Annotated in this window: 21 protein-coding genes; 9 read left to right on the top strand and 12 right to left on the bottom strand. The window is 63.3% G+C overall.

Annotated elements, in window-relative coordinates:
• The first annotated feature begins 105 nt into the window (after nt 1-105).
• A complete protein-coding gene (locus ACNFBR_RS09575; RefSeq protein WP_416734694.1) occupies nt 106-1116 on the top strand; it encodes an aldo/keto reductase in 1011 nt (336 codons plus the stop codon).
• A gap of 353 nt (nt 1117-1469) precedes the next feature.
• Here ACNFBR_RS09575 and ACNFBR_RS09570 read toward each other — a convergent pair whose 3' ends face one another.
• Nucleotides 1470-2291 carry an RHS repeat-associated core domain-containing protein gene (locus tag ACNFBR_RS09570; protein WP_416734693.1) on the bottom strand — a complete coding sequence of 274 codons (822 nt, stop codon included), beginning with the start codon at nt 2289-2291 and terminating at the stop codon, nt 1470-1472.
• Nucleotides 2292-2569: 278 nt separating this feature from the next.
• Here ACNFBR_RS09570 and ACNFBR_RS09565 point away from each other — a divergent pair, with 278 nt between their 5' ends.
• Nucleotides 2570-2845, top strand: a complete 276-nt coding sequence (locus ACNFBR_RS09565) for a type II toxin-antitoxin system RelE family toxin (RefSeq protein ID WP_416734692.1) — start codon at nt 2570-2572, stop codon at nt 2843-2845.
• On the opposite strand, the gene ACNFBR_RS09560 is transcribed toward ACNFBR_RS09565, so the two are convergent.
• Nucleotides 2842-3750, bottom strand: a complete 909-nt coding sequence (locus ACNFBR_RS09560; RefSeq protein ID WP_416734691.1) for a LysR family transcriptional regulator — start codon at nt 3748-3750, stop codon at nt 2842-2844. The genes ACNFBR_RS09565 and ACNFBR_RS09560 overlap by 4 nt on opposite strands.
• A gap of 228 nt (nt 3751-3978) precedes the next feature.
• Between ACNFBR_RS09560 and ACNFBR_RS09555 the strand changes: the two genes are divergently transcribed.
• From ACNFBR_RS09555 to ACNFBR_RS09545, 3 genes are read left to right on the top strand one after another with little or no spacing between them, the layout of a single operon-like run.
• Entirely contained in the window at nt 3979-5283 is a 1305-nt protein-coding gene (locus ACNFBR_RS09555) for an MFS transporter (RefSeq protein ID WP_416734690.1), read from the top strand.
• Between the two features lie 30 nt (nt 5284-5313).
• A complete protein-coding gene (locus ACNFBR_RS09550; RefSeq protein WP_416734689.1) occupies nt 5314-6555 on the top strand; it encodes a Zn-dependent hydrolase in 1242 nt (413 codons plus the stop codon).
• Nucleotides 6555-7577, top strand: a complete 1023-nt coding sequence (locus ACNFBR_RS09545) for a histone deacetylase family protein (RefSeq protein WP_416734688.1) — start codon at nt 6555-6557, stop codon at nt 7575-7577. The genes ACNFBR_RS09550 and ACNFBR_RS09545 overlap by 1 nt, the downstream gene beginning before the upstream one ends.
• A 300-nt stretch (nt 7578-7877) precedes the next feature.
• Here ACNFBR_RS09545 and ACNFBR_RS09540 read toward each other — a convergent pair whose 3' ends face one another.
• A complete protein-coding gene (locus ACNFBR_RS09540; protein WP_416734687.1) occupies nt 7878-9302 on the bottom strand; it encodes a PLP-dependent aminotransferase family protein in 1425 nt (474 codons plus the stop codon).
• A 325-nt stretch (nt 9303-9627) separates the two neighbouring features.
• On the opposite strand from ACNFBR_RS09540, the gene ACNFBR_RS09535 reads away from it, so the two are divergent.
• A complete protein-coding gene (locus ACNFBR_RS09535; protein WP_416734686.1) occupies nt 9628-11040 on the top strand; it encodes an amino acid permease in 1413 nt (470 codons plus the stop codon).
• A 3-nt stretch (nt 11041-11043) separates the two neighbouring features.
• On the opposite strand, the gene ACNFBR_RS09530 is transcribed toward ACNFBR_RS09535, so the two are convergent.
• The 3 genes from ACNFBR_RS09530 to aroQ all read right to left on the bottom strand — a co-directional run bounded on the left by ACNFBR_RS09530 (nt 11044) and on the right by aroQ (nt 12585).
• Nucleotides 11044-11223, bottom strand: a complete 180-nt coding sequence (locus ACNFBR_RS09530) for a hypothetical protein (RefSeq protein WP_416734926.1) — start codon at nt 11221-11223, stop codon at nt 11044-11046.
• A gap of 67 nt (nt 11224-11290) precedes the next feature.
• Nucleotides 11291-12139, bottom strand: a complete 849-nt coding sequence (locus tag ACNFBR_RS09525) for a shikimate dehydrogenase (RefSeq protein WP_416734685.1) — start codon at nt 12137-12139, stop codon at nt 11291-11293.
• A complete protein-coding gene (gene aroQ, locus ACNFBR_RS09520) occupies nt 12136-12585 on the bottom strand; it encodes a type II 3-dehydroquinate dehydratase (protein WP_416734684.1) in 450 nt (149 codons plus the stop codon). Before aroQ ends, ACNFBR_RS09525 begins: the two co-directional genes overlap by 4 nt.
• Nucleotides 12586-12914: 329 nt before the next feature.
• On the opposite strand from aroQ, the gene ACNFBR_RS09515 reads away from it, so the two are divergent.
• From ACNFBR_RS09515 to ACNFBR_RS09505, 3 genes are read left to right on the top strand one after another with little or no spacing between them, the layout of a single operon-like run.
• Entirely contained in the window at nt 12915-14168 is a 1254-nt protein-coding gene (locus ACNFBR_RS09515; RefSeq protein WP_416734683.1) for a TolC family protein, read from the top strand.
• Nucleotides 14161-15372, top strand: coding sequence for an efflux RND transporter periplasmic adaptor subunit (locus ACNFBR_RS09510; RefSeq protein ID WP_416734682.1), 1212 nt, complete (start codon nt 14161-14163; stop codon nt 15370-15372). The genes ACNFBR_RS09515 and ACNFBR_RS09510 overlap by 8 nt, the downstream gene beginning before the upstream one ends.
• A gap of 16 nt (nt 15373-15388) precedes the next feature.
• The gene (locus ACNFBR_RS09505) at nt 15389-18535 is read left to right on the top strand and encodes an efflux RND transporter permease subunit (RefSeq protein ID WP_416734681.1); all 3147 of its coding nucleotides are present in this window, start codon (nt 15389-15391) and stop codon (nt 18533-18535) included.
• A 130-nt stretch (nt 18536-18665) separates the two neighbouring features.
• On the opposite strand, the gene ACNFBR_RS09500 is transcribed toward ACNFBR_RS09505, so the two are convergent.
• The 6 genes from ACNFBR_RS09500 to ACNFBR_RS09475 all read right to left on the bottom strand — a co-directional run bounded on the left by ACNFBR_RS09500 (nt 18666) and on the right by ACNFBR_RS09475 (nt 26316).
• A complete protein-coding gene (locus ACNFBR_RS09500; protein WP_416734680.1) occupies nt 18666-20003 on the bottom strand; it encodes an MFS transporter in 1338 nt (445 codons plus the stop codon).
• 151 nt (nt 20004-20154) lie between these two features.
• Complete coding sequence (locus ACNFBR_RS09495) at nt 20155-20913, bottom strand: hypothetical protein (protein ID WP_416734679.1); 759 nt, start codon at nt 20911-20913, stop codon at nt 20155-20157.
• A 212-nt stretch (nt 20914-21125) separates the two neighbouring features.
• Nucleotides 21126-23276, bottom strand: coding sequence for a TonB-dependent receptor (locus tag ACNFBR_RS09490; RefSeq protein WP_416734678.1), 2151 nt, complete (start codon nt 23274-23276; stop codon nt 21126-21128).
• 68 nt (nt 23277-23344) lie between these two features.
• On the bottom strand, nt 23345-23755 hold the full coding sequence (locus ACNFBR_RS09485) for a DUF2946 family protein (protein WP_416734677.1): 411 nt from the start codon (nt 23753-23755) through the stop codon (nt 23345-23347).
• Nucleotides 23756-23813: 58 nt separating this feature from the next.
• Nucleotides 23814-24590, bottom strand: coding sequence for a ParA family protein (locus ACNFBR_RS09480; RefSeq protein WP_416734676.1), 777 nt, complete (start codon nt 24588-24590; stop codon nt 23814-23816).
• 154 nt (nt 24591-24744) lie between these two features.
• Nucleotides 24745-26316, bottom strand: coding sequence for a diguanylate cyclase (locus ACNFBR_RS09475; protein ID WP_416734675.1), 1572 nt, complete (start codon nt 26314-26316; stop codon nt 24745-24747).
• Nucleotides 26317-26323: the final 7 nt, after the last annotated feature.

The raw sequence follows: 26323 nt of genomic DNA, 5'->3' as shown, positions 1-26323 counted from the left end.
ACTTAACTGTGACGAATTATGACTTGGACGGTCTTGAGTTGGCCAGCCTAGGATGTGCTCACGTCGTCGGTTGATGACCTTACACACCCTTACTGGAGACATTCCATGAGCTTGAAAGACCTGATCGCCAACCCCCTGGGCTTTGGTACCGCGCCACTGGGCAACATGTTCCGCAACGTGCCAGATACCGAAGTGCAAGCCTCGGTGGACGCGGCCTGGAACAACGGCGTGCGCTACTTCGACACTGCGCCTTTCTACGGTGCCGGCCTGTCGGAAATCCGCCTTGGCAAGGCCCTGGCCCAGCGCCCGCGCCATGAATACGTGCTAAGCAGCAAGGTTGGCCGTGTCATCCTCGACGAACTGGAAGACCCGGCTGCCCGTGAGCTGGGCGAGAAGAGCGGCCTGTTCGAGCACGGCAACCGTAACCGCATCGTCAACGACTACAGCGCCGACGCCACCCTGCGCTCGATTGAGGACACCCTCAAGCGCATGGGTACCGACTACCTGGATATCGTCTGGATTCACGACATTGCCCAGGACTTCTATGGTGACGAATGGCTGAGCCAGTTCGAAATCGCTCGCACCGGAGCCTTCCGCGTGCTGACCCGCCTGCGTGAAGAAGGCGTGATCAAGGCCTGGGGCCTGGGTGTGAACCGCGTCGAGCCGATCGAGCTGACCCTGGATTTGGAAGAGGCACGCCCGGACGGCTTCCTGCTGGCTGGCCGCTACAGCCTGCTGGACCACGAACGTGCCTTGCAACGGGTGATGCCAGGTGCCTTGGCGCAAGGCCTGGGCATTGTCGTCGGCGGCCCGTACAACTCCGGTGTGATTGCCGGTGGTGAGCACTACGAGTACCAGAAGGCCAGCCCGCAAACCCGTGCCCGTGTCCAGCGCCTGAACGAAGTGGCGGCGCGCCATGGCGTGGACATCAAGGCTGCGGCACTGCAGTTCTCCCTGGCGCACCCAGCGGTGGCGGCGGTAATCCCTGGGGCGACCCGGCCGCAGCATGCCGACCAGGACCTGGCGGCGTTCAACGCGGTGATTCCGGCCGCGTTCTGGGCCGAGTTGCGTGAGCTGGGGCTGATTGCCCAGCATGCGCCGGTACCTGAAGCCTAAGCGAGAAAGGGGAGGGCTTTGCCCTCCTATCGCCGGTGGAGCCTGCTCAATTGAGACTTTGCTGCAGCGCCTCGATAAACACCTCTTCCGCCCGGCTGAAGCGCTGCTCCCTCCAGCCGTGGCTGTGCACGCCGGTTGAGGCTAAGGCCCGCTGTGGCGGTTTTCTCTTGCAGGGTGGCGACGGCCACGAGTAGCGCAACTAATGTAGATCCTGCATGAGACCTGCATGGCTTAAGCTCAACCAATTAGGATGCGAAAGGTATGGCTCTTAGTAGTACTTAAAGTACTATTGCGACTGGCCAAAATAACGTTTGTCCGTTCAGTAGCTGATCGGTCGCAAGCAAGATCATATTTTAGAGTTGTCTTAAGCGTTGGGCTTCAAAATAGGTGGGCGGAAAAGTATGGCCCACTAAGCTATGCGCAACAATTATTCTGGTGTCATTTTCAAATAGTAATTTTTTGTTGTGTTCTTGCTCAGCTTTAAGGTCAGGGTTGTTGATGCGAAGTTTAATGACTTCTCTTTTTGCTTCAAGGGTCCCCTGTAGTCCCCTTACTTGTTCGGCTTGCTCTGGCGTGGGCCGAAGTTTAGTTTGGTAGGGGAATGTGATGGTGTACTGGTCTTGTAAAGGGGTTGCAGTGTATTCAGGGGGTGGGTTGGTTGATGAATATTCGGGCAGATTCCCCGCGTTATCAGAAGAGCTGGTTGCTTCGAAGGGGGAAAGGTGGGTACGACGTCCTCTCATGCGACTAGTAAAACTTTCCCATGTGCTGTATATATTACTTCGTTGAATGCGTAACCAATCGATGGTGCGGGTATGAGGCCCAGGAGTCGTCGTTTGAAATTTCACCCTACCTGTCGGGTCGGTGAAATTGATCGGGTCGTTGGAGCAGTAAACATAGCCATTTATACCGCCCCGGCCGAAGGGGCTTAATTGATCGTAAGAGATAAAACGCATCTGTGTAGGGCTGTAAACTCTATGCCCAATGCCGAGAAAGTAATTGCCGGTTAGGTCGTCCTGCATTTCACCATTAAATTTACACTGCCTCTTCCTGTGGTTGGAGGGGATGTGGAAACCATACGGTGTATAGGCCAGTTGATGTAAAGTAATGGGGCCGCCTGACACTGAGCTATTGCTTTCAATGGATGAGCGCGTGCCGCTTGGATTAAGGTTCATTTTGGTTTTTCCGGAAGAAAAACTCAGCATGGCATGATTTGAAAAAAACCTACTGATAAAAATGATAGTTTCGCCTCAAAAAAGAGGCCTGGCGCGCTCTCGAGAAATACCCCGAGTGCATGGGGACAGGCATCACAAAAGGGGCAGCTATCTTGCACACACCTTGAAATTTTGCGCGACCGCCGTGGGAGCAGCGGTGACATGTTTACGAACGGTAGAGGGACCACAATATGGCTCCGAATTGAGGTCATTTGAAGAAGGCATACCGGTGTCCCTGGATGATCTATAAGCTCGAATTTCTGCCTTCGGCATTGAAGGGGTGGAGCAAGCAGGGCCACACAGTACGCGAGCAGATCAAAAAAGCTCGGCGAGCGTTTGCAATCGCAAAGGTACAGGCTGATGCGTTGCGCGATCTGTCGAACCATTACAAAATCAAGCTCAAGGCATCCGGTTATCGTCTCGTTTATCGAGTCGCGGATGAAGGTAACGTTGTGGTGGTTTCGGTTGGCAAGCGCGAACGTAGCGAGCTTTATCTAACTGCTCAAAAGCGCTAGGTGATCGCACGCTGCAGCGCCTCGATAAACACCTCTTCCGCCCGACTGAAGCGCTGCTCCCTGTTCCACAGCAGGTGAATATCCACATCGGCAATCCCTTCCTGCGGCGGCAGCTTCCACAGCAACCCCGCCTCGACATCCGCTGCCACCACATGCTCGGGCAGGCAGCCGATGCCAAAGCCGGCGATCACCAGCCGGCGCACTTCTTCAAGGCTTGGCGATGACGCCACGATCCGCCCGGCGAACCCTTGCTGGTCGCGGAAAATGGTCAGTGGCGACAACATGCCGCCAATCTGGTCGCTGGTGAAACTGACGAAATTCTCCCGCTGCAAGTCGCCTTCGGCCTGGCCGAACAGGGCATGGTGCTTGCCACAGAAAAACGCATAGCGCTGGCGCAGGAACAGCCGTTGCTCCAGCCGTGGCTGTGCACGCCGGTTGAGGCTAAGGCCCGCTGTGGCGGTTTTCTCCTGCAGGGCGGCGACGATGTCAGAGCTGCGCATCACGTCGATCTCCAGCTCCACCCGCGGGTGCTGGCGATGGAAGTCGGCAAGGAAGTCGTCGAAACGTTCACTGACGATGCGGCTGATCATCAACAGGCGCACCTTGCCTACCAGTTCGTCCGCCGGTTGCTGCAGCAAGCCGCCAATCTGCGACATCTGCCCATACACCTCGCCAGCCAGCTGGAACAGCTGTTCGCCCATTTCCGTCAGCACGAAACGCGGCCCGCGACGGACGATGAGCTGGCGGCCGAGCTGCTCTTCAAGGCGCTTGAGCGCCTGGCTCACGGCCGGCTGGGTGAGGTGCAGACGCGCGGCGGCGCGGCTGATGGACAGCTCCTGGCCGATGACCCGGAAGGTGCGCAGCAGGTTCCAGTCGAGGCGGTCGTTGAGCAGGCGGTCGGACATGGCGAGGCTCGATGATAAGCGTGGCTAATAGTGCAAATAATAAATAGAAAATTGACTAATCATAGCCCTGCACCGATAAATCGCAGGCATTGAGGCCCGCTGTTCGCTGTTGGCTTCTTCGCGGGCAAGCCCGCGAAAAAGCCAACGCGGCAGCAACAGGCCAAGCGCCATCAGAGCGCCACCGTGACCCCAGTAACTCCTGCCAGAACAACAAGCAAAGGAGCCCCCATGAAGCCCACCGCTTCCGCCCAGCCACGCCGTGCCGCCGCCGCCGCGTTCATCGGTACCATGATCGAGTGGTACGACTTCTACATTTACGCCACCGCCGCCGCCCTGGTGTTCGGTGCCTTGTTCTTCCCTTCCGATGACAGCCTGTTCAGCACCATGGCCGCGTTCGGCACCTTCGCCGTGGGGTTCTTCGCCCGGCCTTTGGGTGGCATCGTCTTCGGCCATGTGGGTGACCGTATCGGCCGCAAGAAGTCGCTGGTCATCACCCTGCTGATGATGGGCATCGTTACTGTCTGCATTGGCCTGCTGCCAACTTACGCGCAGATCGGCGCCACCGCGCCGGTGCTGTTGATCCTGCTGCGCATCGTCCAGGGCATCGCCGTGGGCGGTGAGTGGGGTGGGGCGGTGCTGATGGCCGGCGAGCATGCGCCCAAGGGCCGGCGCAACTTCTTCGCGTCGTTCGCTCAGCTGGGCAGCCCGGCGGGCCTGATTCTGTCGCTGCTGGCCTTTGGTGCGGTCACCCGCCTGCCTGAAGAGGCGCTGATGAGCTGGGGCTGGCGCGTGCCGTTCCTGGCCAGCGCGCTGTTGCTGCTGGTGGGCCTGGCGATTCGCCTGGGGGTGAATGAATCGCCCGAGTTCATCGCCAGCCGCGAGCAGGCGCAAAAGGCCCGACGCAAGGAGCAGGCGCCGGTCTTCGAAGTGCTGCGCACCGCCTGGCGCCCACTGTTGCTGTGCATCGGTGCCAACACCCTGGGCATCGCCGGGGTCTACTTCACCAACACCTTCATGATCAGCTACACCACCCAGCAGTTGCACCTGGAGCGCTCGCTGATACTTGAGTGCCTGTTCTTCGTGGCGATCATCCAGTTTTGCGTGCAACCGCTGGCTGCCTGGCTGTCGGAGAAGATCGGCGCTACGCGCTTCCTGGCCCTGGTCGCGTTGCTGGCGATGGCCTCGCCGTACCCGATGTTCGTGCTGGTCAGTTCGGGCCAGGGCCCGTTGATCGTGCTTGGCATCGCCCTGGCCGCAGCCTGCATGGCCTCCTTCTACGCGGTGATCGCCGGCTATGTCAGCGGCATGTTCGAAACCCGCGTGCGTTATACCGCCATTTCCCTGGCCTACCAGATCTGCGGTGCCATCGCCGGCGGCCTGACGCCGCTGATCGGCACCTGGTTGGCACACACCTTCAGCGGCCAATGGTGGCCGATGGCAGTGTTCTACACCCTGATCGCCACCCTTTCGCTGGTCTGCGTGCTTGCCCTGGCGCGCCAGTATGCCCGTAGCCAGCGCCTGGAACTGGCCTGATCGAACCGTTTCATTCTGGAGTACCCGCACATGTTGAAAAGCAATGGCGAACGCCTGTGGGCGAGCCTGATGGCCATGGCCGAAATCGGCGCCACCGCTCGTGGCGGCAGCTGCCGCCTGGCGCTCAGCGACGAGGACAAGGCTGGCCGTGAACTGTTCAGCCACTGGTGCCGTGAAGCTGGCCTGACGCTGACGGTGGATGCCATTGGCAACCTGTTCGCCCGCCGCTCAGGCAGTGACCCGGATGCCGCACCGGTGATGATTGGCAGCCACCTCGACACCCAGCCCGAAGGCGGTCGTTTCGATGGTGTCTATGGCGTGCTGGCCGGGCTTGAAGTGGTGCGCCGCCTCAACGACCTGAACATCCAGACGCGCAAGCCACTGGAAATCGCCGTGTGGACCAACGAGGAGGGCGCGCGCTTCACCCCGGCCATGTTCGGCTCGGCGGTGTTCACCGGTAGCCTCGCGCTGGCCGAGGCGCTGGCCATCCGCGATGCCGATGGCGTCAGCGTGGCTGACGAACTGCAGCGCACAGGTTACGCCGGCCAACGTGCACTGGGTGGCCAGGTGGATGCGTATTTCGAAGCGCACATCGAGCAAGGCCCGATTCTTGAAGACAACGCCAAGGCCATCGGCGTGGTCAGCGGTGGCCAGGCCATCCGCTGGCTGGACGTCACCGTCGAAGGCATGGCGGCGCACGCCGGTACCACGCCGATGCCGCTGCGCAAGGATGCCTTGTATGGCGCTGCGCGGATGATCCAGGCCGTTGAGCAACTGGCAACGGACTTCGCGCCCGAAGGCTTGACCACTGTTGGCGAGCTGTCCATCGCCAAGTCTTCGCGCAATACCATCCCGGGCCTGTTGCAGTTCACGGTCGACTTGCGCCACCACCGCGACGAAGCCATCGAGACAATGGAGCGCGACTTGACCTTGAAGCTGCAAGCGATTGCCAGCCAGCGCGGTCTGCAGGTGCGTATCGCACGGCACTGGGTCAGCCCAGCCACCCCGTTCGACGCCGACTGCGTGGCTGCCGTGCAGCAGGCTGTGGATGGCCTTGGCTATGCCCAGCAATCGATCGTCAGCGGTGCTGGTCACGATGCCATCCTGCTGGCCCGCTACTGCCCGACGGCCATGGTGTTCATCCCCTGTGTCGGCGGCCTGAGCCACAACGAAGCCGAAGATGTACTGCCCGAGGATGCCCGCCAAGGGGCCGATGTCCTGCTGAACGCCGTGCTGGCCCGTGCGGGCCGTGACGAACAAGGAGAAGTCTGATGCGTTGCTACTTCCACCCCGAACAACTGCTACACCACCCACGCAGTTACTATTCGCGCGGCGCCATGCGCACCCCGCAGGAAGTCCCCGAGCGCGCCCAGCGCCTGTTGCAGGCGGCCAAGGGGCTCGGCTTCGACATTCGCCAGCCTGACGATGCCGGCCTTGAGCCGCTCAAGGCTGTGCACGGCGAGGCCTATCTGGCCTTCCTCGAAGAGGCCCACGCACGCTGGAAGGAGGTGCCCGAGGACTGGGGCGATGAGGTCATGTCCAACATCTTCGTGCGTGAGCCCAATGCCTTGCGCGGCATCCTCGCCCAGGCCGGGCGCTACCTGGCGGATGGCAGTTGCCCTGTAGGCGAAAGCACCTGGCATTCGGCCTATTGGTCGGCGCAAAGCGCGGTGGCCGGGGCCAAGGCCATCCTCGACGGCGAACCGGCTGCCTATGCGCTGTGCCGGCCACCGGGGCACCATGCGCGCTTCGATGCGGCGGGTGGGTTCTGCTACATCAACAACGCGGCTGTAGCTGCCCAGGCTTTGCGCAGTCGTTACAGCCGCGTGGCGGTTCTCGATACCGATATGCACCATGGGCAGGGGATTCAGGAAATTTTCTACGATCGCCGTGATGTGTTGTATGTGTCGGTGCATGGTGACCCGACCAACTTCTACCCAGGCGTGGCCGGATTTGCGGACGAGCGGGGCAGTGGTGAAGGGGAGGGGTACAACCTGAACTTGCCGATGGCGCATGGGGCCAGTGAGGCTGATTTCATGGGGCAGTTGGACGTTGCGCTGGCTGCGGTGAAGGACTTTGGTGCTGAGGTGCTGGTGCTGTCTTTGGGGTTCGATATCTACGAGCTGGACCCGCAAAGCAAGGTGGCGGTGACGACTGAAGGGTTTGCTGCGTTGGGTGAACGGATTCGGGCGTTGCGGTTGCCGTGTCTGATTGTGCAGGAAGGGGGGTATCACCTGGAAAGCCTGGAGGACAATGCGCAGGCGTTCTTTGCTGATAAGGCGGATTGGCGATAGCTATGCCACAACATTTTCAGCGCCTGTGAGATCGAGCGCCGCCCGCGCGGCGCATCGCGAGCTACGCTCGCTCCTACGTTTGTTTCGGGCCAGTATCGCCTGTACCGGCGCGCGCGACCGCCTTGTTTGTACGACACGATTTCGAGGTGAACGCCAAGGGGGACGCGCGCCTCTGCCCCAGGATTAATTGGCCCGAAACAAACGTAGGAGCGAGCGTAGCTCGCGATGCGCCGCGCGGGCGGCGCTCGATCTTACAGGCGCAGAACACCTTGCGGCGAACACACCCGCCCACCACAACCGTTAAAGTGCACCCCGCCGCACATGCTTCACCAACACCTTTTCCAGCAACTCCCACATCGCCGGATCGGTACTGAACGCCACATTGAACCGCATCCACCCGGTGGCCTTGGCATCGACCATGAACAACTGCCCAGGCCCGAGCATGATGCCTTTCTCCAGCGCGTCATCCAGCAACGCCGCGCTGTCCGGAATCGCCGGATGGCGGGTCCAGATGTACATGCCTTCATCCGATTCGGTGAACAGTTCAAAGCCCAATCGATGCAGATGCCGGCCAACTTCCTGATGGGCTTCGGCCAGGCGCTGGCGCAGGCGTTTGAGGTGCTTGCGCCAGCGGCCGTCGATGATCGCTGCATACACCACCCGCTCCATCACCTGCGAAGTGGTCAGGCCCGAGCGCATTTTCAGGTGCAGCAGCTTCTGCATCAGTTCGGGGTTGGCCAGCATGTAGCCGACCCGCACGTTGGGCGAGATGCTCTTCGAGTAGCTGCCCACGTACACCACCTGCTGCAGGTGGTCGAGGCTGGCCAGGCACGGTTGCGGCTCGGCGACCATGTCGGCGTACAGGTTGTTCTCCACAAGGCGGAAACCATGCTGGCTGGCCAGCTGCAACAGGCGATGCAGCTGCGGCAACGGGGTGCGCGAGCAGGTCGGGCTGTGCAGGTGCGGTTGGGTGAAGAACGCCGTCGGGCGGTGGTGGGTGAGCAATTGTTCCAGCTGGTTCAGGTCGTAGCCGGCCGGCGTGCGCGGCACACCGACCAGGGTAGCGCCCTGGGTACGCAGGATGCTCATCAGGTTGGGGTAGCCGGGGTCGTCCACCAGCACCACGTCGCCAGGACGTACAAGCGTGCGTGCAGCCAGGTCCAGGGCCTGGCTGGCGCCGTGGGTGAGCATCAGTTGCGCTGGGTTGGTAACGATCGACAGCTCCTGTTGCAAGTTCTGCGCGGTCAAGGCGCGCAGCTCCATCAGGCCCATGGGGTCGCCATAGCCCGACAGCTCCAGTGGGCTGCCGGCCACCTGGCGCAAGCCACGGCGCAGGCCGTCTTCATACATCCAGTCGTTGGGCAGCCAGCCGCATCCCGGTTTGTAGGGCAACTGGCGGATTTCGAAGATCTGCTGCAGGTACCACTCCGAGTTGAACATTGGTCGACTGGTGTCGGCCTCGGCATTGTGCTGCTCCAGCAGTTCGCCCGCCGCACGGTTGACGAAGAACCCCGCATTGCCACGGCTCACCAGCAGGCCTTGGGCGACCAGCCGGTCGTAGGCCTCGACCACGGTGAAGGTGCTCACCGAATAGCTTGCGGCAAAGGCGCGGATCGACGGGACCTTGGCGCCTGGCTTGAGCGTCTGGTTGTCGATCAGCTCGCGCAGCCCGTCGATGATCTGGTTGACCAGCGGGGTTGAGGAGTCTGGATGTAATTCGAACATTCGGGGCCTTCAGGGTGCGTATCGCCTGGCGTTTGCAGGGTGTACTGCATGGGCGACCTGTACAGTGCAGTGCGAGATTCATGCCACTGTGCATGGCTCTCTGCGTCGGACATTTTTACATTAGGTGTCGGATATCGCCACATAAAGCATGTTCAGTTCGCCCCAGGCAGTCGCCCTGGGGCGCGTCAGCAGGCCGCCATGGAGGGCCTGCGTGTGTTTGTTCACACCATCCTGCCCGCATTAGCACTGATGTACAGGTGAAATCGCCAGCCATCGGGGTTTCACAGTTTTCCTTGGATAAAAAGAAGCACGGGGTACACAACTGATGGACGCAACATCCACAACCACCACCGCGAAAAGCGGGCACGAGAGCAAGCTCAGTGCCTCGCTGAAGTCGCGCCACCTGACGATGATGTCGATCGCCGGGGTTATTGGCGGCGCCTTGTTCGTCGGTTCCGGCAGCGTGATCCACAGCGCCGGCCCAGCCGCTGTCCTGGCCTACCTGGCAGGCGGCATCCTGGTGGTGCTGATCATGCGCATGCTGGGTGAAATGGCGACTTCCTCGCCAGACACCGGCTCGTTCTCCACCTACGCCGACCGCGCCATTGGCCGCTGGGCCGGTTTCACCATCGGCTGGCTGTACTGGTGGTACTGGGTCATCCTCATGGCCTGGGAAGCCTATGTGGCGGGCAAGATCCTGCATGGCTTCTTCCCCGACGTCAGTGTCAACGTGTTCGTGCTGGCCACGACCCTGTTGCTGATCACCGTCAACTTCTTCAACGTCAAGCATTACGGTGAGTTCGAGTTCTGGTTCGCCTTGATCAAGGTGATTGCGATCGTCTGCTTCCTGATCGTGTGTACCGCCGCGGTGATGAACGTCTGGCAGTTCGGTGAAGTGCGTGGCATGAGCCACCTTACCGCTGAAGGCTTCATGCCCAATGGCATCACCACGGTGATCGGTGCCTTGCTTGGGGTGATGTTCGCCTTCCTCGGCGCCGAAATCGTCACCATTGCCGCTTCCGAAGCCAAGGACCCGGCCGCGCAGATCGTCAAGGCGACCAACTCGGTGGTGTGGCGTGTGTGCCTGTTCTACGTCGGCTCGATCTTCCTGATCGTCTGCCTGGTACCGTGGAACGACCCGCACCTGGGCGTCTCCGGCTATGGTGCCTACCGCCGTACCCTGGAACTGCTGGGCGTGCCGTATGCCGAGCTGCTGATGAACTTCGTGGTGCTGACCTCGGTGAGCAGCTGCCTGATCTCCGGCCACTACACCGCATCGCGCATGCTGTTCTCCCTGGCCCAGCGTGGCGACGCGCCGTCGTTCTTCAAGATCACCCGCGCCGGCACCGGTGTACCGGTGTACGCGATCATGGGTTCGTGCGCCGTGGCCGTGGTGTGCGCGCTGATCAACTTCAGCGAGACCCTGCGCCCGAAAGACGTGCTGGAAACCCTGATGAACACCACCGGCATGATTGCCCTGCTGGTGTACCTGGTCATCGCCTTCTCGCAGCTGCGCATGCGCCGCAAGCTGATTGCCGAGGGCAAGGAAGTACGCCTGAAGATGTGGCTGTTCCCATGGCTGACCTACCTGGTGATCGCGTTCATCGTCGCGGCCCTGGTCACCATGGCCTTCATGCCTGACTACCAGATCCTGGTCATCTCCACCGGCATCGCTGCGGCGATCGTGGTGGCGATGGGTGTGGTGCACCAGATCCGCTCTGGCAGCAAGCAACACTAAGCGTCACAGGTGCGTTGAAACGGCCGGCTCCCTTGGGGACCCGGCCGTTTCGCGTTGTTGGGCCTGGGGTTTTTCTGCTGGCATGTGGAAGCGCTGGTTCATCCATGGCGAGCCAAGCAGGGCGGCGGCGGCGATCAAGGCCAGGATAGCGAGGGCGATGTAGGTCTTCATGGGCGTGCGCATAAAGGGACTGACTGCAAGCATAGAAGGTCAGTTCCGGTCTTATCGCTAGCAAGCCCGCTGCTACTCGTCAGCTGAAGCTGGCAAAGTGCGCCTGCATCCGTGCCGCATCCGCCTGCCGCCCGCTGAACAGCTCGAACGCCTTCACCGCCTGGAACACTGCCATGTTGCTGCCGTCCAGGGTGCGGCAGCCCAGTGCCCGGGCCGCGCGCAGCAGCTCGGTCTCCAGGGGGAAGTAGATGATCTCCGCCACCCACAGGCGCGCATGCAGCAACGCGACCGGCAGTGGTGTGCCCGGCAGCTTGGCCATGCCCACCGGGGTGGTGTTGACCAGCCCGTCAGCCTCGGCCAATGCCGTGGCCAGGTCCGTGCCGAGCACCGCGCGACCGGCGCCGAAGTGAGCGTTCAGGTTGTCCACCAGCGCTTGCGCACGGGCGGCATCCACTTCGAACAGCACCAGGCGCTCGACCCCTTCACCCAGCAGGGCGTGGGCCACGGCCGCGCCAGCGCCACCGGCACCCATCTGCACCACCTGGCGTCGCGCCACGTCGGGCAGGCCACGGCGCAAGCCTTCGGCAAAACCCAGGCAGTCGGTGTTGTGGCCGACCCGCTTGCCGTCTTTGAGCACCACGGTGTTCACCGCACCTATGCCGCGGGCTTCGTCGGACAGTTCGTCGAGCAAGGGCAGGATCGCCTGCTTGAACGGGTAGGTGATGTTGAGGCCGGTGAAACCGGTGCGCTGTGCGGCATCGAGCAGGCCGGGCAGGGCGCTGTCGTCCAGCTGCAGCTGGTCGGCGTCGATCAACCGGTACAGGTAGCGCAAGGCCTGGGCATCGCCTTCGTGTTCGTGCAGGGCTGGGGTGCGCGACAGCTGGATGCCGCGGCCGATCAGGCCGGCGAGGATGGCTTGCTGGCTCATGCCGTGCGCTCCTGGAACAGGTCGGCGAAGTGGCTCAGGGCCATGCGGTAGCCATGGCTGCCCAGGCCGCAGATGACACCGACAGCGATGGACGAGACAAACGACAGGTGACGGAACGGCTCGCGTTTGTGCACGTTGGACAGGTGCACCTCGATGACCGGCAGTTCGCTGGCCACCAGGGCGTCGCGGATGGCCACCGAGGTGTGGGTCCAAGCGCCGGGGTTGATCACGATACCGGCACAGCGGCCACGGGCGGCGTGGATCCAGTCGATCAGTTCGCCTTCGTGGTTGGTTTGGCGGAACTCGATTTCCAGGCCGTGGGCATGGGCAGTGTCGGCACACCCTTGCGCCAGGTCAGCGAGGGTTTCGTGGCCGTATTGGGTAGGCTCGCGGGTGCCCAGCATGTTCAGGTTGGGGCCGTTGAGCACAAGAATAAGGGGCTTCATGACGGGCATCACTTTGTTGTTGTTGGATGCGCTTAGTTTTGTACTGACTGGTTAGTTCCGTCAATTGGACTCGATCGTCACATTGGGAAAGTGGGCGATTATCGAACTTGATGTGGTCTGTACCGGCCCTTTCGCGGGCCCGCCCGCTCCCACAGGTACAGCGGTGCCCCCAGGGCTGGTGATACCTCCGTGGGAGCGGGCGTGCCCGCGAAAGGGCCGGAGCAGGCGGGCACGGCTCTGATTACAAAATTGTAATTTTCCCGACACCACCCCGATAAGCACGGCTTTCTACAGTCCCTCGCCTACACGCGTCGACGAGGACCTGTTTCGTGCCCATCCCCCGCAAGATCGCCTTGCTCTGCCTGTTGCTGGCCGGCGCCACCAGCGCCCAGGCCGGCCAGAGCTTGAGCCTGCCCCAGGCGCTTGCCGCCGCCTTTGCCCGAAACCCGGAGCTGGCTGCCGCTGGCCGCGAAATCGGCATCGCCGACGGCGAGCGGCGCCAGGCCGGCTTGATTCCCAACCCTGAGCTGTCCTGGGAGGTCGAGGACACCCGCCGCGACACCAGCACCACCACCGTCACCCTCAGCCAACCGCTGGAGTTGGGCGGTAAGCGCGGCGCACGTATCGCCGTGGCCGGTGCCGGCCAGGCCATCGCCCAACTCGACCTGGAGCGTCAGCGCAACGGCCTGCGGGCCGATGTGGTGCAGGCCTTTCACGCTGCCTTGCGTGCGCAGACCGCGCTGGAGCTGGCGCAGCAGTCGCAGGCGCTGACCGAGCGCGGGCTGCGGGTTGTACAAGGGCGGGTCACGGCAGGCCAGTCGTCGCCGGTGGAGGCCACCCGTGCCCAGGTGCAACTGGCCCAGGCCCAGGCTGAAGTGCGCCGTGCGCAAACCCAGCGCAGCGTGGCCTACCAGGCGCTGGCGCGCTTGACCGGCAGCCCGCTGGCAGGCTTTGACCAATTGCAGGCCGCCAACCTGTCACCTGGTGTTGCGCCCAGCGCCGACACCTTGCTCGACAAGGTCGAACAAACCGTCGAATGGCGCCTGGCCGCTGCTCAGGTCGAGCGCGGTGATGCATCGCTGGGGTCGGAAAAGGCCCAGCGTATCCCCAACCTCACCGTCAGCCTTGGCAGCCAGTACAGCCGTGAAGACCGTGAGCGGGTGAACGTGGTCGGCCTGTCCATGCCGTTGCCGTTGTTCGACCGCAACCAGGGCAATGTACTGGCCGCTGCGCGCCGTGCCGACCAGGCGCGTGACCTGCGCAACGCCGTGGAGCTGCGCCTGCGCAGTGAAACCCGCAGCGCCGTCGGCCAGTGGGCTACGGCGATGCAGGAAGTGGACGCCTATGACCGCACCATTCTGCCCGCCGCGCAGCAGGCCGTGGACACCGCCACCCGTGGTTTTGAAATGGGCAAGTTCGCCTTTCTCGATGTACTCGACGCCCAGCGCACGCTGATCGAGGCCCGTGGGCTGTACCTCGAGGCGCTGGCCTCGGCGACCGACGCGCGCGCCCAAGTCGAGCGGATCTACGGCGACCTCGATGGCCTGAGCAACACACCGAATAGCAGGAGCAACAATGACTAACCCACGCAAGTTAGCCCTTCTGGCCGCCGCCGTGGCCGCACTTGGCCTTGGCGGCCTGGCCTGGACCGGCAACCTCGGCCAGGCATCGAAGGCTGAAGCCCGACACGACGACCACGGCGAAGACAGCCACGGCCATGCTGCCGAGCAGGCCGCCGAAGGCCATGCAGAAGAGGGGCATGGGGAAGAGGGGCAGTTGCACCTGTCCATCGCCCAGATCGAAGCGGCCGGCGTGCAACTGGCCGCCGCTGGCCCCCGTGAGTTGGGCGCCGCCATCAGCTTCCCGGGTGAAATCCGCTTTGACGAGGACCGTACCGCCCACGTCGTACCCCGCGTGCCGGGTGTGGTCGAGGCGGTGCAAGCCGAGCTGGGCCAGGCAGTCAAGCGCGGCCAGGTACTGGCGGTGATCGCCAGCCAGCAGATCTCCGACCTGCGCAGCGAGCAACAGGCCGCCCAGCGCCGCTTGGAGCTGGCGCGGCTGACCTTCCAGCGTGAACAGCAACTGTGGCAGGAGCGCATCAGCGCCGAGCAGGATTACCTGCAGGCGCGCCAGGCGCTGCAGGAGGCCGAGATCGCCTTGGCCAACGCCCGGCAGAAGGTCGCCGCCGTGGGCCCGGCCGGTGCCGGCAACCGTTATGAGTTGCGCGCACCGTTCGATGCGGTTGTGGTGGAAAAACACCTGACCGTGGGCGAAGTGGTCGACGAGACCAGCAACGCCTTCACCCTGTCCGACCTGAGCCGGGTGTGGGCCACCTTCGCCGTAGCCCCGCGTGACCTCGGCAAAGTGGTGACCGGCCGCGATGTCACGGTCAGTGCGCCGGATCTGGGCGCCCAGGTCGAGGGCAAGGTCAACTACGTCGGCAGCCTGCTCGGCGAGCAAAACCGCGCCGCCACCGTGCGTGCCACCCTGGCCAACCCCAACGGCGCCTGGCGCCCTGGGCTGTTCGTCAATGTTGCCGTCAGTGTCGAACGCTTCAATGCCGCCGTGGCGGTGCCGGAAAGCGCCCTGCAAACCTGGGAAGAGCAGACCGTGGTGTTTGCCCGTACCGAGGAAGGCTTCGAGGCGCGTCCGGTGACCACCGGCCGTCGCGATGCCGGCCAGGTGGAAATCCTCAGCGGCCTGGCCGCGGGTACCCAGGTGGCGGCCGCTGGCAGCTTTGTCCTCAAGTCGGAGCTGGGCAAGGGCTCGGCCGAGCACAGCCATTGATCACGGGGACACCTGCATGTTCGAACGCCTGATTCAATTCGCCATCGAGCAGCGCCTGGTGGTGATGCTGGCCGTGGTCCTGATGGCCGCGGTGGGTATCCACAGTTACCAGAAACTGCCGATCGACGCTGTACCGGACATCACCAACGTCCAGGTGCAGGTCAACACCGCGGCTCCCGGCTATTCGCCGCTGGAGACCGAGCAGCGCATCACCTTTGCCATCGAAACCGCCATGGCCGGCCTGCCTGGGCTCAAGCAGACCCGCTCGCTGTCGCGCTCGGGCCTGTCGCAAGTCACGGTCATTTTCGATGATGGCACCGATATCTTCTTCGCCCGCCAACTGGTCAACGAGCGCCTGCAGGTGGCCCGCGAGCAATTGCCCGACGGCATCGAGGCGGGCATGGGGCCGATTTCCACCGGGCTGGGGGAGATCTTCCTGTGGACGGTGGAGGCCGAGGAGGGTGCACTCAAGGAAGACGGCACACCCTACACCCCAACCGACCTGCGGGTGATTCAGGACTGGATCATCAAGCCGCAGCTGCGCAATGTGCCGGGGGTGGCCGAGGTCAACAGCATTGGCGGCCATGCCAAACAGTACTTGATTGCGCCAGAGCCCAAGCGCCTGGCAGCTTACAAGCTCACCCTCAACGACCTGATCGCAGCGCTGGAACGCAACAATGCCAACGTTGGCGCTGGCTATATCGAGCGCAACGGTGAGCAGTTGCTGATTCGCGCGCCGGGCCAGGTGGCCTCGGCCGAAGACATCGCCAACATCGTCATATCCAGCGTCGATGGCACACCGATCCGCGTCAGTCATGTTGCCCAGGTTGGTCTGGGAGAAGAGTTGCGCTCGGGCGCTGCCACTGAAAACGGCCGGGAAGTGGTGCTGGGCACCGTGTTCATGCTGATTGGCGAGAACAGCCGCACGGTGTCGCAGGCGGTCGCGGCCAAATTGGTCGAGATCAACCGCAACCTGCCCAAGGGCGTGGTCGCGGTGACGGTGTACGACCGCACCAACCTGGTGGAAAAAGCCATTGCCACGGTGAAGAAGAACCTGATCGAAGGCGCGATTCTGGTGATTGCCGTGCTGTTCCTGTTCCTTGGCAACATCCGCGCCGCGCTGATCACCGCCATGGTCATCCCGCTGTCGATGCTGTTCACCTTCACTGGCATGTTCAGCAACAAGGTCAGTGCCAACCTGATGAGCCTGGGGGCCCTAGACTTCGGCATCATCGTCGACGGTGCGGTGGTGATCGTGGAAAACGCCATCCGCCGCCTGGCCCATGCGCAGCAGCGCCACGGCCGCATGTTGACCCGCGCCGAGCGTTTCCATGAGGTATTTGCCGCGGCCCGCGAAGCACGCCGGCCGCTGATCTATGGCCAGCTGATCATCATGGTGGTGTACCTGCCGATCTTTGCCTTGACCGGGGTCGAGGGCAAGATGTTCCACCCCATGGCCTTTACCGTGGTCATGGCCTTGCTGGGTGCGATGATCCTCTCGGTGACTTTCGTACCGGCAGCCATTGCCCTGTTCGTCACCGGCAAGGTCAAGGAAGAGGAAGGCCTGGTGATGCGTACGGCGCGTCAACGCTATGCCCCGGTGCTGGCCTGGGTGCTGGGCCGGCGCAAGTTGGCGTTTGCCGCTGCCGCCGCCCTGGTGCTGTTGTCCGGGGTGATGGCCAGCCGCATGGGCAGCGAATTCATCCCTAGCCTGAGCGAGGGCGACTTCGCCCTGCAGGCCCTGCGTGTGCCGGGCACCAGCCTGTCACAGTCGTTGGACATGCAACAGCGCCTGGAGCAGGCGATCATCGCCCAGGTGCCCGAGGTGGAGCGGGTGTTCGCCCGCACCGGTACTGCCGAGATCGCCTCCGACCCGATGCCGCCGAACATCTCCGATGCCTACGTGATGCTGCGCCCGCGCGAGCAATGGGTAGACCCGGGCAAGCCACGGGATGAACTGATTGCCGAGGTACAACGCGCCGCTGCCAGTGTGCCAGGCAGCAACTACGAGCTGTCGCAGCCGATTCAACTGCGCTTCAACGAGCTGATTTCCGGGGTGCGCAGCGATGTGGCGGTGAAGCTGTTCGGTGATGACATGGAGGTGCTCAACCGCACTGCCGCGCAGATTGCCAGCAGCCTGCAGGGGGTACCGGGGGCGTCGGAGGTGAAGGTCGAGCAGACCACCGGCCTGCCGGTGCTGACCATCGACATCGACCGTGACAAGGCCGCCCGCCATGGCCTGAATGTGGGGGATGTGCAGGATGCCATCGCCATTGCCGTGGGTGGTCGCACGGCCGGTACTCTGTATGAGGGCGACCGCCGCTTCGACATGGTGGTACGCCTGTCGGAAACCTTGCGCACCGATGTCGACGGGCTGGCCAGCCTGTTGATTCCGGTACCGGCCAGTGCCGCTGCGGGGGCTGGGCAAATTGGCTTCATTCCACTGTCGCAGGTTGCCACGCTGAACCTGCAACTGGGCCCGAACCAGGTCAGCCGCGAGGATGGCAAGCGTGTGGTGGTGGTCAGTGCCAACGTGCGAGGGCGCGATCTGGGCTCGTTCGTGGAGGAGGCCGAGCAAACCCTGATTGACCAGGTGCAGATACCGCCGGGGTACTGGACGCGCTGGGGTGGGCAGTTCGAGCAGCTGCAGTCGGCGGCCGAGCGCCTGCAGGTGGTGGTGCCGGTGGCCTTGCTGCTGGTCATGGCGCTGTTGCTGATGATGTTCAACAACCTCAGGGATGGCCTGCTGGTGTTCACCGGTATTCCCTTCGCCTTGACCGGCGGGGTGCTGGCGCTGTGGCTGCGGGATATTCCGTTGTCCATCTCTGCCGGGGTGGGGTTCATTGCCCTGTCGGGGGTGGCGGTGCTCAACGGGCTGGTGATGATTGCCTTTATCCGAGGGCTGCGCGAGGAAGGGCGCACGCTGCGGGCGGCGGTGGAAGAGGGTGCGCTGACCCGCTTGCGGCCGGTACTGATGACGGCGCTGGTGGCCTCGCTGGGGTTCATTCCGATGGCCCTGGCTACGGGGACCGGGGCAGAGGTGCAGCGGCCGCTGGCAACGGTGGTGATTGGCGGAATTCTGTCTTCTACTGCGCTGACGTTGCTGGTTCTGCCTGCGTTGTATCAGTGGGCGTATCGGCGGGAAGAGCAGCAGGAGGGCTGAGACCCTGGGGCCGCTTTGCGGCCCATCGCAGGCAAGCCAGCGCCTACAGGTACAACGCATGTCTCAGGCATGATGCGATCCCTGTAGGAGCTGGCTTGCCTGCGATGGGCTGCAAAGCAGCCCCAAATGCTCAAACGCTATGCCGAGTTCCAGGCTGCACGCGGTCCACGTCCACCTCATCATGCAACGAAATCCGCGAAGTTTCCGGCAACGCCAACCCGCCCAGCAACGCCACCAGCGCAATCACCACCAGGTAAAACGCGGGTGCCAAGCTGCTGCCGGTCTGCCCGATCAGCCAGGTAGCCACCAGCGGCGCGGTGCCACCAAACAGCGTGTAGGCCACGTTGTAGGTAATCGCCGAAGCGGTGTAGCGGGTGCGGGTGGGGAAGCTTTCTGACAGCAACGCCGCCGTGACCACGCCACTGCACAAGGCCCCCACCGCCAACAGGATCACCCCCAGCAGGGCACCCGACATCGAGCCAGAGCTGGCCAGCCAGTACGCCGGGAACACGCACAGCATCACCCACAGGCAAGTAAAACCGATGGTCTTGCGCCGGCCCACGCGGTCCGAGAATGCCCCGGCCAGCGGGCAGCCGACGGCGGCGAACAGCAGGGCCACGGTGGTTACCAGCAGCGATTGGGCGCGGGTGAGATTGCCGACCAGCTGCAGGTAGGTGGCGAAGTAGGTGGTGAACATGTAGAACGACAGCGCCGTCAGCGAAATGAACGCCCCGAGGTTGCGAATCGCCCGGCCATGGTGGCGCAGGGTTTCCTTGAGCGGTGAGTGTTCGTGCGCCTTGCCTTGGGCGACGGCTTCGCGAAATGCCGGGGTTTCTTCCATGCGCCAGCGCAGGTACAGGCCGACCAACCCCAGCGGCGCGGCAATCAGGAACGGAATGCGCCAGCCCCAGGCGTTCATCGCCTCGGGCGACAGGCTGGCTTCCAGGCCATAAGCGATCACCGCCGCGCAGGCGAAGGCGGAAAAGGTCGATACCGGTACAAAGCTGCCGTAGAAGGCGCGCTTGTCGTTGGGCGCGTGCTCCATCAGGTAGGCGCAGGCCCCGGCATACTCGCCGCCGGCAGAAAAACCCTGCAGGCAGCGCGCCAGGGTGAGCAGCACGGGCGCCGCCAGGCCAATGCTGGCGTAGGTCGGCAGCAGGCCGATCAGGGTGGTGGAGCCGGCCATCAACAGGATGGTCAGCGACAGGATGCGCTTGCGACCCAGGCGGTCGCCCAGGGCGCCGAAGACGATGCCGCCCAACGGGCGCAGGGCGAAGGCCACGGCAAACACCGCAAAGGTCTTGAGCAAGGCCACGCTGGCGTCTTCGCTGGCGAAGAACTGGCTGGCGATCAGGGTGGCGAGAAAGCCATAGACGGCGAAGTCGAACCATTCGACGAAGTTGCCGATGGCCGAAGCGGCGATCACCCTGCGCAGGGTGGCGGGGGATACCTCGTGAGGTGCGGACATGCGGGTGCTCTCCGAATCCATTGGCAGCCATGATGAACGTAGCGCGGTCGAGCCGCGCCATCATTGTTGTGCTTGCCAGTAGATCGCCGAGCGCAGGCGTGCGCTTTGTCGAGGGCGACCTCGGGATACCTGATTCAACCGGTGCCGCAGCTTACAGCCGGCCGACCTTCCAGGGGGCGTACTCCAATTCGCTGTAACCCTTGGCCTGGCCGTGCTCATCGGCGGTGAAGCCCGGTAGCTGGCTCAGGTCCAGCGCCATGCAGCGGCTGTTGAGTTCGGCCTGCAGCTTGCCATCGAGACGAAAGTCATCCGGCCGGTTCGGGTGGGGATAGATCTGTACCAGGCAACCTTGGACCTTGCCCTGCGCGTTCGCCTCGTAGTACAGCGAAGCCCTGCCAATGCTGTTGACCGGCTGGTCGCGCAGCAACTGGCGCCAGAAGAACTCACGTTGTGCATTGGCCTGACGCCGTGGCGTATCCGGTGCCTGGGCGTAAGCGGGCAGGTCCACGAACAGGGGAGCACGTACTTCCACTGTGCCGTCCTTTTCGCGCAGCGACTTGGGCACCACGGGGTAGATGGTCTTCCAGCATTGCGCCTCGACCATGCTGGCCAACGCCTTGAAGTCCGAGCGGACCAGGTCGGCTGGCAACACCGTTTCGTACTTCATCGGTGCCTTGTTGGCTTTGCAACTGATGGGCGCGGAGTGCTGGTCGAGTTTGACATCCAGCATCACCACACCGACCTGCTTGCCTGTATCTGCTGTGGCGATGCCCAGCTTCAGTACTTGTTGCATGTCGCTGACAAATGCCTTGCGCGCCTGCTGGTCCGCTTCTGAGGCTGGCGGGGTCTGGCAACCTGCCAAGGTGATGACTGCGGTGGCCAGGATGGCCGGAGACAACGGTCTGAGCACGAAAACTTCCTTGATGTGAGGTAGCCGGCCTTCATGCCGGCGTTAACAAGAACCAATATTATCACCCGCGCTGCTCGATGCTGGTGTGGGGTTGCTGTGGAGATACCTGTGGGAGCGGGCGTGCCCGCGAAGAATCCAACGGGGTGGATGGCACCGGCTTCGCCGGTGTTCGCGGGCACGCCCGCTCCCACAAGGACAGCGTCAGCGTGCGGTCAGAAGCGCATGTCCAGCGCCAGCTCGAAGGTGCGTGGCGGGCCCATGTAGTACTGGCTGTTGTAGGCCTGCTTGGCATACACCTCGTCGGTCAGGTTACGCACCCGCCCGGTCAGCGTGGTGTGCTCATCCAGCCGGTAGCGGGCGAATGCACCGAATAGGGTGTAGGCCGGGGCCTTGAGGCTGTTGGCGTTGTCGGCATACACCGAACCCACGTAGCGCCCGTCTGCGCCCACCGACCACGCCGACGTCAGGCTGTAAGTCAGCCACAGGTTGGCGACATTGGCCGGCACGTTCGTCGGGGCATTGCCCTTGCGCGACACCGATACGCCGTTCACGGCCTCGTTGAATTCATCGTACTGCGCGTCGACGTAGGCATAGTTGGCTTCTGCCAGCAGCTTCGGTGTCACCTGCAGCCGCCCGGACAGCTCGATACCCCGCGAGGTCTGCTGCCCGGCCTGGACCGTGAGGTTGGCGTCGTTGGCGTCGCGTACGGCAAAGTCCTTGCGCACGATCTGGTACAGCGCCAGCGTTGCCGCACCGCGCCCATCGAGGAAGTCGAACTTGCTGCCCACTTCCCATTGCTCGCCCTTGGACAAGTCGAAAAGGCCGACATTGGAGTAGGTCGCCGCTGCCAGCGAACCGGCCGGCAGGTCGGCGGAAGAACTGTACTGCACGTACACGCTGGCCGAAGGCGTCAGTGCATAGGTCAGGCCGATACGCCCGGACAGCGGTTCCCAGCGCCGTTCGAAATACGCCGGCGAGGTTGGCGTCACTGCGCCGTAGTTGGTCACCTCCATGTCCAGGTAGTCGTAGCGCAGGGCGGTCAGCAGGGCCAGGCGCTCGGTCAGCTGCAAGCGGTTTTCGGCGAACACGGCGCGGTTGATGACCTCGTGGCGGCGTTGCTTGGTCAGGCCGGCATTCACCCCAGGGATGTCATCGAAGCTGCCGGGGTCGAAGTGATCGGCATCGACCACGTCACTCCAGCTGCTGGAGGTGGGGTAGAGGGTCTGACGCATGCGCGAGTATTCCAGCCCTAGCGACCACTGGCTGGCCAGGCCCAACAGTTGGTTGTCGTGGCGCAGCTCGATGCGGTCGCCCAGCAGGTTCTGGTCGTGGCGTTGCAGGTAGGGGCTGCTGCGCTGCACCTTGCCGTCGCGGGTGTAGGCGTAGCGTTCGAGGTTGCGGTAATCGCGCTGGGCGTTGTAGTGGTACAGCGTGTTTTGCACGCTGGTGCTGTCGCTGACCTGATAGTCGAGGATCGAACGCAGCCAGCGCACCCGCTGCTCATAGCGGCCATCACCGACGTTGTAGTTTTCGAAACGGCGGCTGTTGTCGATTTTCATCGTGCTGCGCCCGGGCAGGATCGGCGAGCCCCAGTACGGGCTGTCTTCACGGTCTTCCTGGTACTCCACGGCCAGGGTGTGGGTGAGGTTGGGCGCCAGGTCGCTGAGCAGCGAAAAGGCCAGGCTGTCGGTGTGCCGTTCGTTGCGGTCGACATAACCGTTGCCCTGCCCGCGGCTGAAGTCCAGGCGCATGAAATGGCGGGCGTCGGCGGGGTTGCTGGCCAGTGCCTGGTTGATGCCGAAGGCCACTTCACTGTCGTCGAAGCTGCCGTAGCGAATACGCCCGTCAATGATTTGCTGGTCGCGGCTGGCGAGCTTGGTGATGTAGTTGATCGAACCGCCTACCGCCCCCGCACCATGCAGGAACGACGACGGCCCGCCAATCAGCTCGACGCGGTCGAGCACCCAGGCATCCACCGGGCGGGTGGCGCTGCTGTAGCCCAGGTTGATGCCGTTGTACAACTGGGTGACCTGGTTCTGGGTGAAGCCGCGGTAGGCGACGAAGCCGCCAAAGCCAGGGTTGGCCGAGGCATTGACGCCGGTCATGGCGTTGATCACGTCCTGGCTGTCCTTGGCGCCGCGTTCTTCGATCAGGCGGCGGTCCGAGACGCTGACCGAGGCGGGCGTTTCTCGCGCGGTGAGGCCCAGGCGCGAGCCGGTGCGGATCGGCTCGTCCAGTTGCACGCCATTGGCGGCGTCGCGTTCACCGTCGATGGTGGTGGCGCCGAGTTCCACAGGGGCGCTGTCGGCCCAGGCAAAGCTGCAGGTGCCCATGAGGAGCACCAGGGAGGTATTGCGAAGCATGTTTGTGTGTCTTCCACGCAAAGTTCATGGCTGACGGCGAGCACGCACGCAGGCGCGCCCGGCTGAGGTCAGGCGAAATGAAGTACGGCTGCGGGGAAGACGGTGGGGGAGGCGCGGGGGTTGAGGGCGGGGCGTTGGTAGCGCGGCGGCGGTTGTGCCCAACTGCGCACGACGATGGGCGAGGTGGCCACGGTTTGTGCCGGGGTGAATGACCAACCGCCACTGCTGAGCGGCACGGCCATGCCGAACGAGGAGCATACCGGGCAATCGAGCTGGGCCATGTGCTGGTCGCCGCCAGCGCCGTCGAGGTCGATGGCCACGCCGTGTTCGCTGTTGACCGAGCAGAAACCACCTTCCAGGCCGGCCAAACGCAGGCCGCCCATCTGACCGTGGTGCAGGCCACACAGCAACAGGCTGAACAGGACGCTGGCGTAGAGCGTCCAGGCAGTCAGCGTGCGAGTGTGCCGGGTGGTTTTCATGGCGGCAAATCTACCATTCGGATGAACGGTCGGGTAGTGCTTTTGCTGCAAGGAGCTGTCAGGCCGCACGCTCCAGCACGTCCAGTAAATCGACGAATTCCAGTGCAAGTTTATGACGCGGTGCCAGGTGTACCAACGGCACCGAGGCCTGGTGCGATTCGCGCATCTTGATCGAACTGCTCAAGTACACCGGCAGCACCGGCATGCCTTCGTTGCGCAGTTGCTCGACCAGGGTCTGGTGCAGTGCGGTGCGCCCGGCGAACTGGTTGACCACCACGCCTTCTACCTGCAGTGCCGGGTTGTGGTCTTGGCGCAGCTCTTCGACCTCGGCCATGACACTGTGCAGGGCCTGGCGCGAGAAACTGTCGCAGTCGAACGGGATCAACAGGCGCTCGGCCGCCACCAGTGCGCTGAAGGTGTAGAAGTTCAGCGCCGGCGGGGTGTCGATGTAGATCCGCTCGTAGTCCTCGCCCAGTTCCACCAGCAACTTGCGCAGCTTGTTGATCTTGAACTTGCTCTCCAGCTTGCTCTGCAGGTCGCTGAGGTCAGGGCTGGCGGTGACCAGGTGCAGGTTGCCATAGCGCGTTTCGGTGATCGCCACACGGGGTTTCTTGCCGGCGGCGGTCACCGGCGACAAGGTCTGGCGGAAGAAGTCGGCGATGCCGGCAGGAATGGCGTCATTGACCAGGCCGGTCAGGTAATAGGTGGCATTGGCCTGTGGGTCGAGGTCGACCAGCAAGGTCCGGTAGCCCTCGGCGGCACTGGCTGCGGCAAGGTTGCAGGCAATGCTGGATTTGCCGACGCCACCTTTCTGATTGAAAACCACACGACGCATAAGACGCTCATCCATGAAGTGAAAATGTCAGGTTGAGGTCAATCCTATGACTGAAACACTGCAGTTTTATGACAAGGTTTGTTACAACCTTCAGATTCATGATCGCCCGTACCGGCCTTTTCGCGGGCAAGCCCGCTCCCACAGGGCCTGCGAGTCAGGCTACGGCTACCCGATTGCGCCCTTCCTGCTTGGCCCGGTATAGCGCGCGGTCTGCCTCGGCCAACGCTTGCATGGGCGCGCTGCCGGCTTCGCCATCCCAGCGCGCCACCCCCAGTGAAATCGTCACCGCCCCCACCGGCTCCATGGGCGTATCCTCAGCCGTCGCCCGCAGCCGTTCGGCCACTGCCGCCGCCGCCTCCAGGCTGGCCCCTGGCAGCAGCATCAGGAACTCCTCGCCCCCGGTGCGGCATAGCAGGTCACCTTCGCGGCAACAACGGCGCATCAACTCCGCCAGCCGGCGCAGCACCTGATCACCCACCGCATGCCCGTAGCTGTCATTGACCCGCTTGAAGTGGTCGATATCCAGCTCGATGGCCGAAAATGCCCTGCCTTCGGCTTCCAGCAGCGACAAGCTGAACTCCAGGCTGCGGCGGTTGCCCAGGCCGGTCAGCGGGTCGGTCTGGGCGTCACGATTGAGCCGGCCGATGCGTTCTTGCAGCAGGTTCAAGCCGAACAGCAACGCGCGCTTTAGCTCCGCCGCCTCGAAGTACCAGGCCCGCACTTGATGCAAGTGCTCGGCGGTGCCGGCGTGGTCCAGCGAGCGGGCTCCCGCGGCCAGTTGCCACAACGGCCGGGCGATGGTCAGGGCCAACCACCACAGCAGCAGGCTGCCCACCAGCGCCAAGGGCGCCGATGTGCCGACCACGTTCAGCACCAGGTGGCTCAGCGGCGTCACTGTCTGCGCCAAGGGTTGCTGCGCAACCACGCCCCAGCCGGCGCTGGGTACGGTGGCGAAGCCGGCGAGCATTTCCACGCCCAGGCTGTTGGTCAATTGCCGCGTACCGCTGTCCAGTGTCGCCAACTGATCGACCAGTGCGTTGCCCTCCACCACAGTGCCTACCCGTTCGCTATTGGGGTGGTACAGCAGGCGGCGGTTGCGGTCGACCACGTACAGGTACGAACCGTCCTTGTAGAAATGCTCGCCCAGCAGGCTGTTGAGGATGTTGCGTTCGCGCAGGTACAGGCTGCCACCCACATACCCCTGGTAGTGGCCGTTGCTGTCGAACATGGGTTGCGACAGCGCCACCACCAGGTTGTCGGCCGCCGACAGGTAGGGCGTGGAAACCAGTGGGCGGCGTTCGTGCAAGGCTTGCTGGGCGCCAGGCGACTGTACGTGGGTGCCGACCAGGTGGCGTAGCGGGGCGGGGGATACCGCCAGCAGTACGCCGTTGGCGTCGATCACGAAGGTGGAGTTGAAGGCCATGCTCTGGCCCAGTACACGGTCGGTTTCCAGCTGCAACGCTGCGCCATCGCTCAACTGCCGGCCCTGTACGCCGGCGCTGAACATCAGTTGCTGCAGGGCGTTGCCGATGAAGGTTTCGGTAATGCTGGCCAGCTTTGTCGCATACACCCGGTTGGCTTCCAACGCATTGTCGATCAGTAACTGGCGCTGCACCCGGTAGCTGGCGAAGTAGCTGGCGCACAGCATGACCACTGCGGTAAGGGCGCAAAGCACCAGAATGAGTGTACGTAGATCCAGGCGCAATCCATGCTTGGCGTGTGGCAATCCTGAC

The organism is Pseudomonas sp. NY11955 (genome assembly GCF_048068035.1).
Classification (GTDB): Bacteria; Pseudomonadota; Gammaproteobacteria; order Pseudomonadales; family Pseudomonadaceae; genus Aquipseudomonas.
The sequence above is the reverse complement of the archived record's forward strand: the minus strand, read 5'-3'. Positions and strand labels throughout refer to the sequence as shown.

What these genes read in the sequence shown, in the direction of transcription:
- ACNFBR_RS09575 (WP_416734694.1), top strand. Translation starts at nt 106, where the DNA reads ATGAGCTTGAAAGACCTGATCGCCAACCCCCTGGGCTTTGGTACCGCG.
- ACNFBR_RS09570 (WP_416734693.1), bottom strand. Translation starts at nt 2,291, where the DNA reads ATGAACCTTAATCCAAGCGGCACGCGCTCATCCATTGAAAGCAATAGC.
- ACNFBR_RS09565 (WP_416734692.1), top strand. Translation starts at nt 2,570, where the DNA reads ATGATCTATAAGCTCGAATTTCTGCCTTCGGCATTGAAGGGGTGGAGC.
- ACNFBR_RS09560 (WP_416734691.1), bottom strand. Translation starts at nt 3,750, where the DNA reads ATGTCCGACCGCCTGCTCAACGACCGCCTCGACTGGAACCTGCTGCGC.
- ACNFBR_RS09555 (WP_416734690.1), top strand. Translation starts at nt 3,979, where the DNA reads ATGAAGCCCACCGCTTCCGCCCAGCCACGCCGTGCCGCCGCCGCCGCG.
- ACNFBR_RS09550 (WP_416734689.1), top strand. Translation starts at nt 5,314, where the DNA reads ATGTTGAAAAGCAATGGCGAACGCCTGTGGGCGAGCCTGATGGCCATG.
- ACNFBR_RS09545 (WP_416734688.1), top strand. Translation starts at nt 6,555, where the DNA reads ATGCGTTGCTACTTCCACCCCGAACAACTGCTACACCACCCACGCAGT.
- ACNFBR_RS09540 (WP_416734687.1), bottom strand. Translation starts at nt 9,302, where the DNA reads ATGTTCGAATTACATCCAGACTCCTCAACCCCGCTGGTCAACCAGATC.
- ACNFBR_RS09535 (WP_416734686.1), top strand. Translation starts at nt 9,628, where the DNA reads ATGGACGCAACATCCACAACCACCACCGCGAAAAGCGGGCACGAGAGC.
- ACNFBR_RS09530 (WP_416734926.1), bottom strand. Translation starts at nt 11,223, where the DNA reads ATGCGCACGCCCATGAAGACCTACATCGCCCTCGCTATCCTGGCCTTG.
- ACNFBR_RS09525 (WP_416734685.1), bottom strand. Translation starts at nt 12,139, where the DNA reads ATGAGCCAGCAAGCCATCCTCGCCGGCCTGATCGGCCGCGGCATCCAG.
- aroQ (WP_416734684.1), bottom strand. Translation starts at nt 12,585, where the DNA reads ATGAAGCCCCTTATTCTTGTGCTCAACGGCCCCAACCTGAACATGCTG.
- ACNFBR_RS09510 (WP_416734682.1), top strand. Translation starts at nt 14,161, where the DNA reads ATGACTAACCCACGCAAGTTAGCCCTTCTGGCCGCCGCCGTGGCCGCA.
- ACNFBR_RS09505 (WP_416734681.1), top strand. Translation starts at nt 15,389, where the DNA reads ATGTTCGAACGCCTGATTCAATTCGCCATCGAGCAGCGCCTGGTGGTG.
- ACNFBR_RS09500 (WP_416734680.1), bottom strand. Translation starts at nt 20,003, where the DNA reads ATGTCCGCACCTCACGAGGTATCCCCCGCCACCCTGCGCAGGGTGATC.
- ACNFBR_RS09490 (WP_416734678.1), bottom strand. Translation starts at nt 23,276, where the DNA reads ATGCTTCGCAATACCTCCCTGGTGCTCCTCATGGGCACCTGCAGCTTT.
- ACNFBR_RS09485 (WP_416734677.1), bottom strand. Translation starts at nt 23,755, where the DNA reads ATGAAAACCACCCGGCACACTCGCACGCTGACTGCCTGGACGCTCTAC.
- ACNFBR_RS09480 (WP_416734676.1), bottom strand. Translation starts at nt 24,590, where the DNA reads ATGCGTCGTGTGGTTTTCAATCAGAAAGGTGGCGTCGGCAAATCCAGC.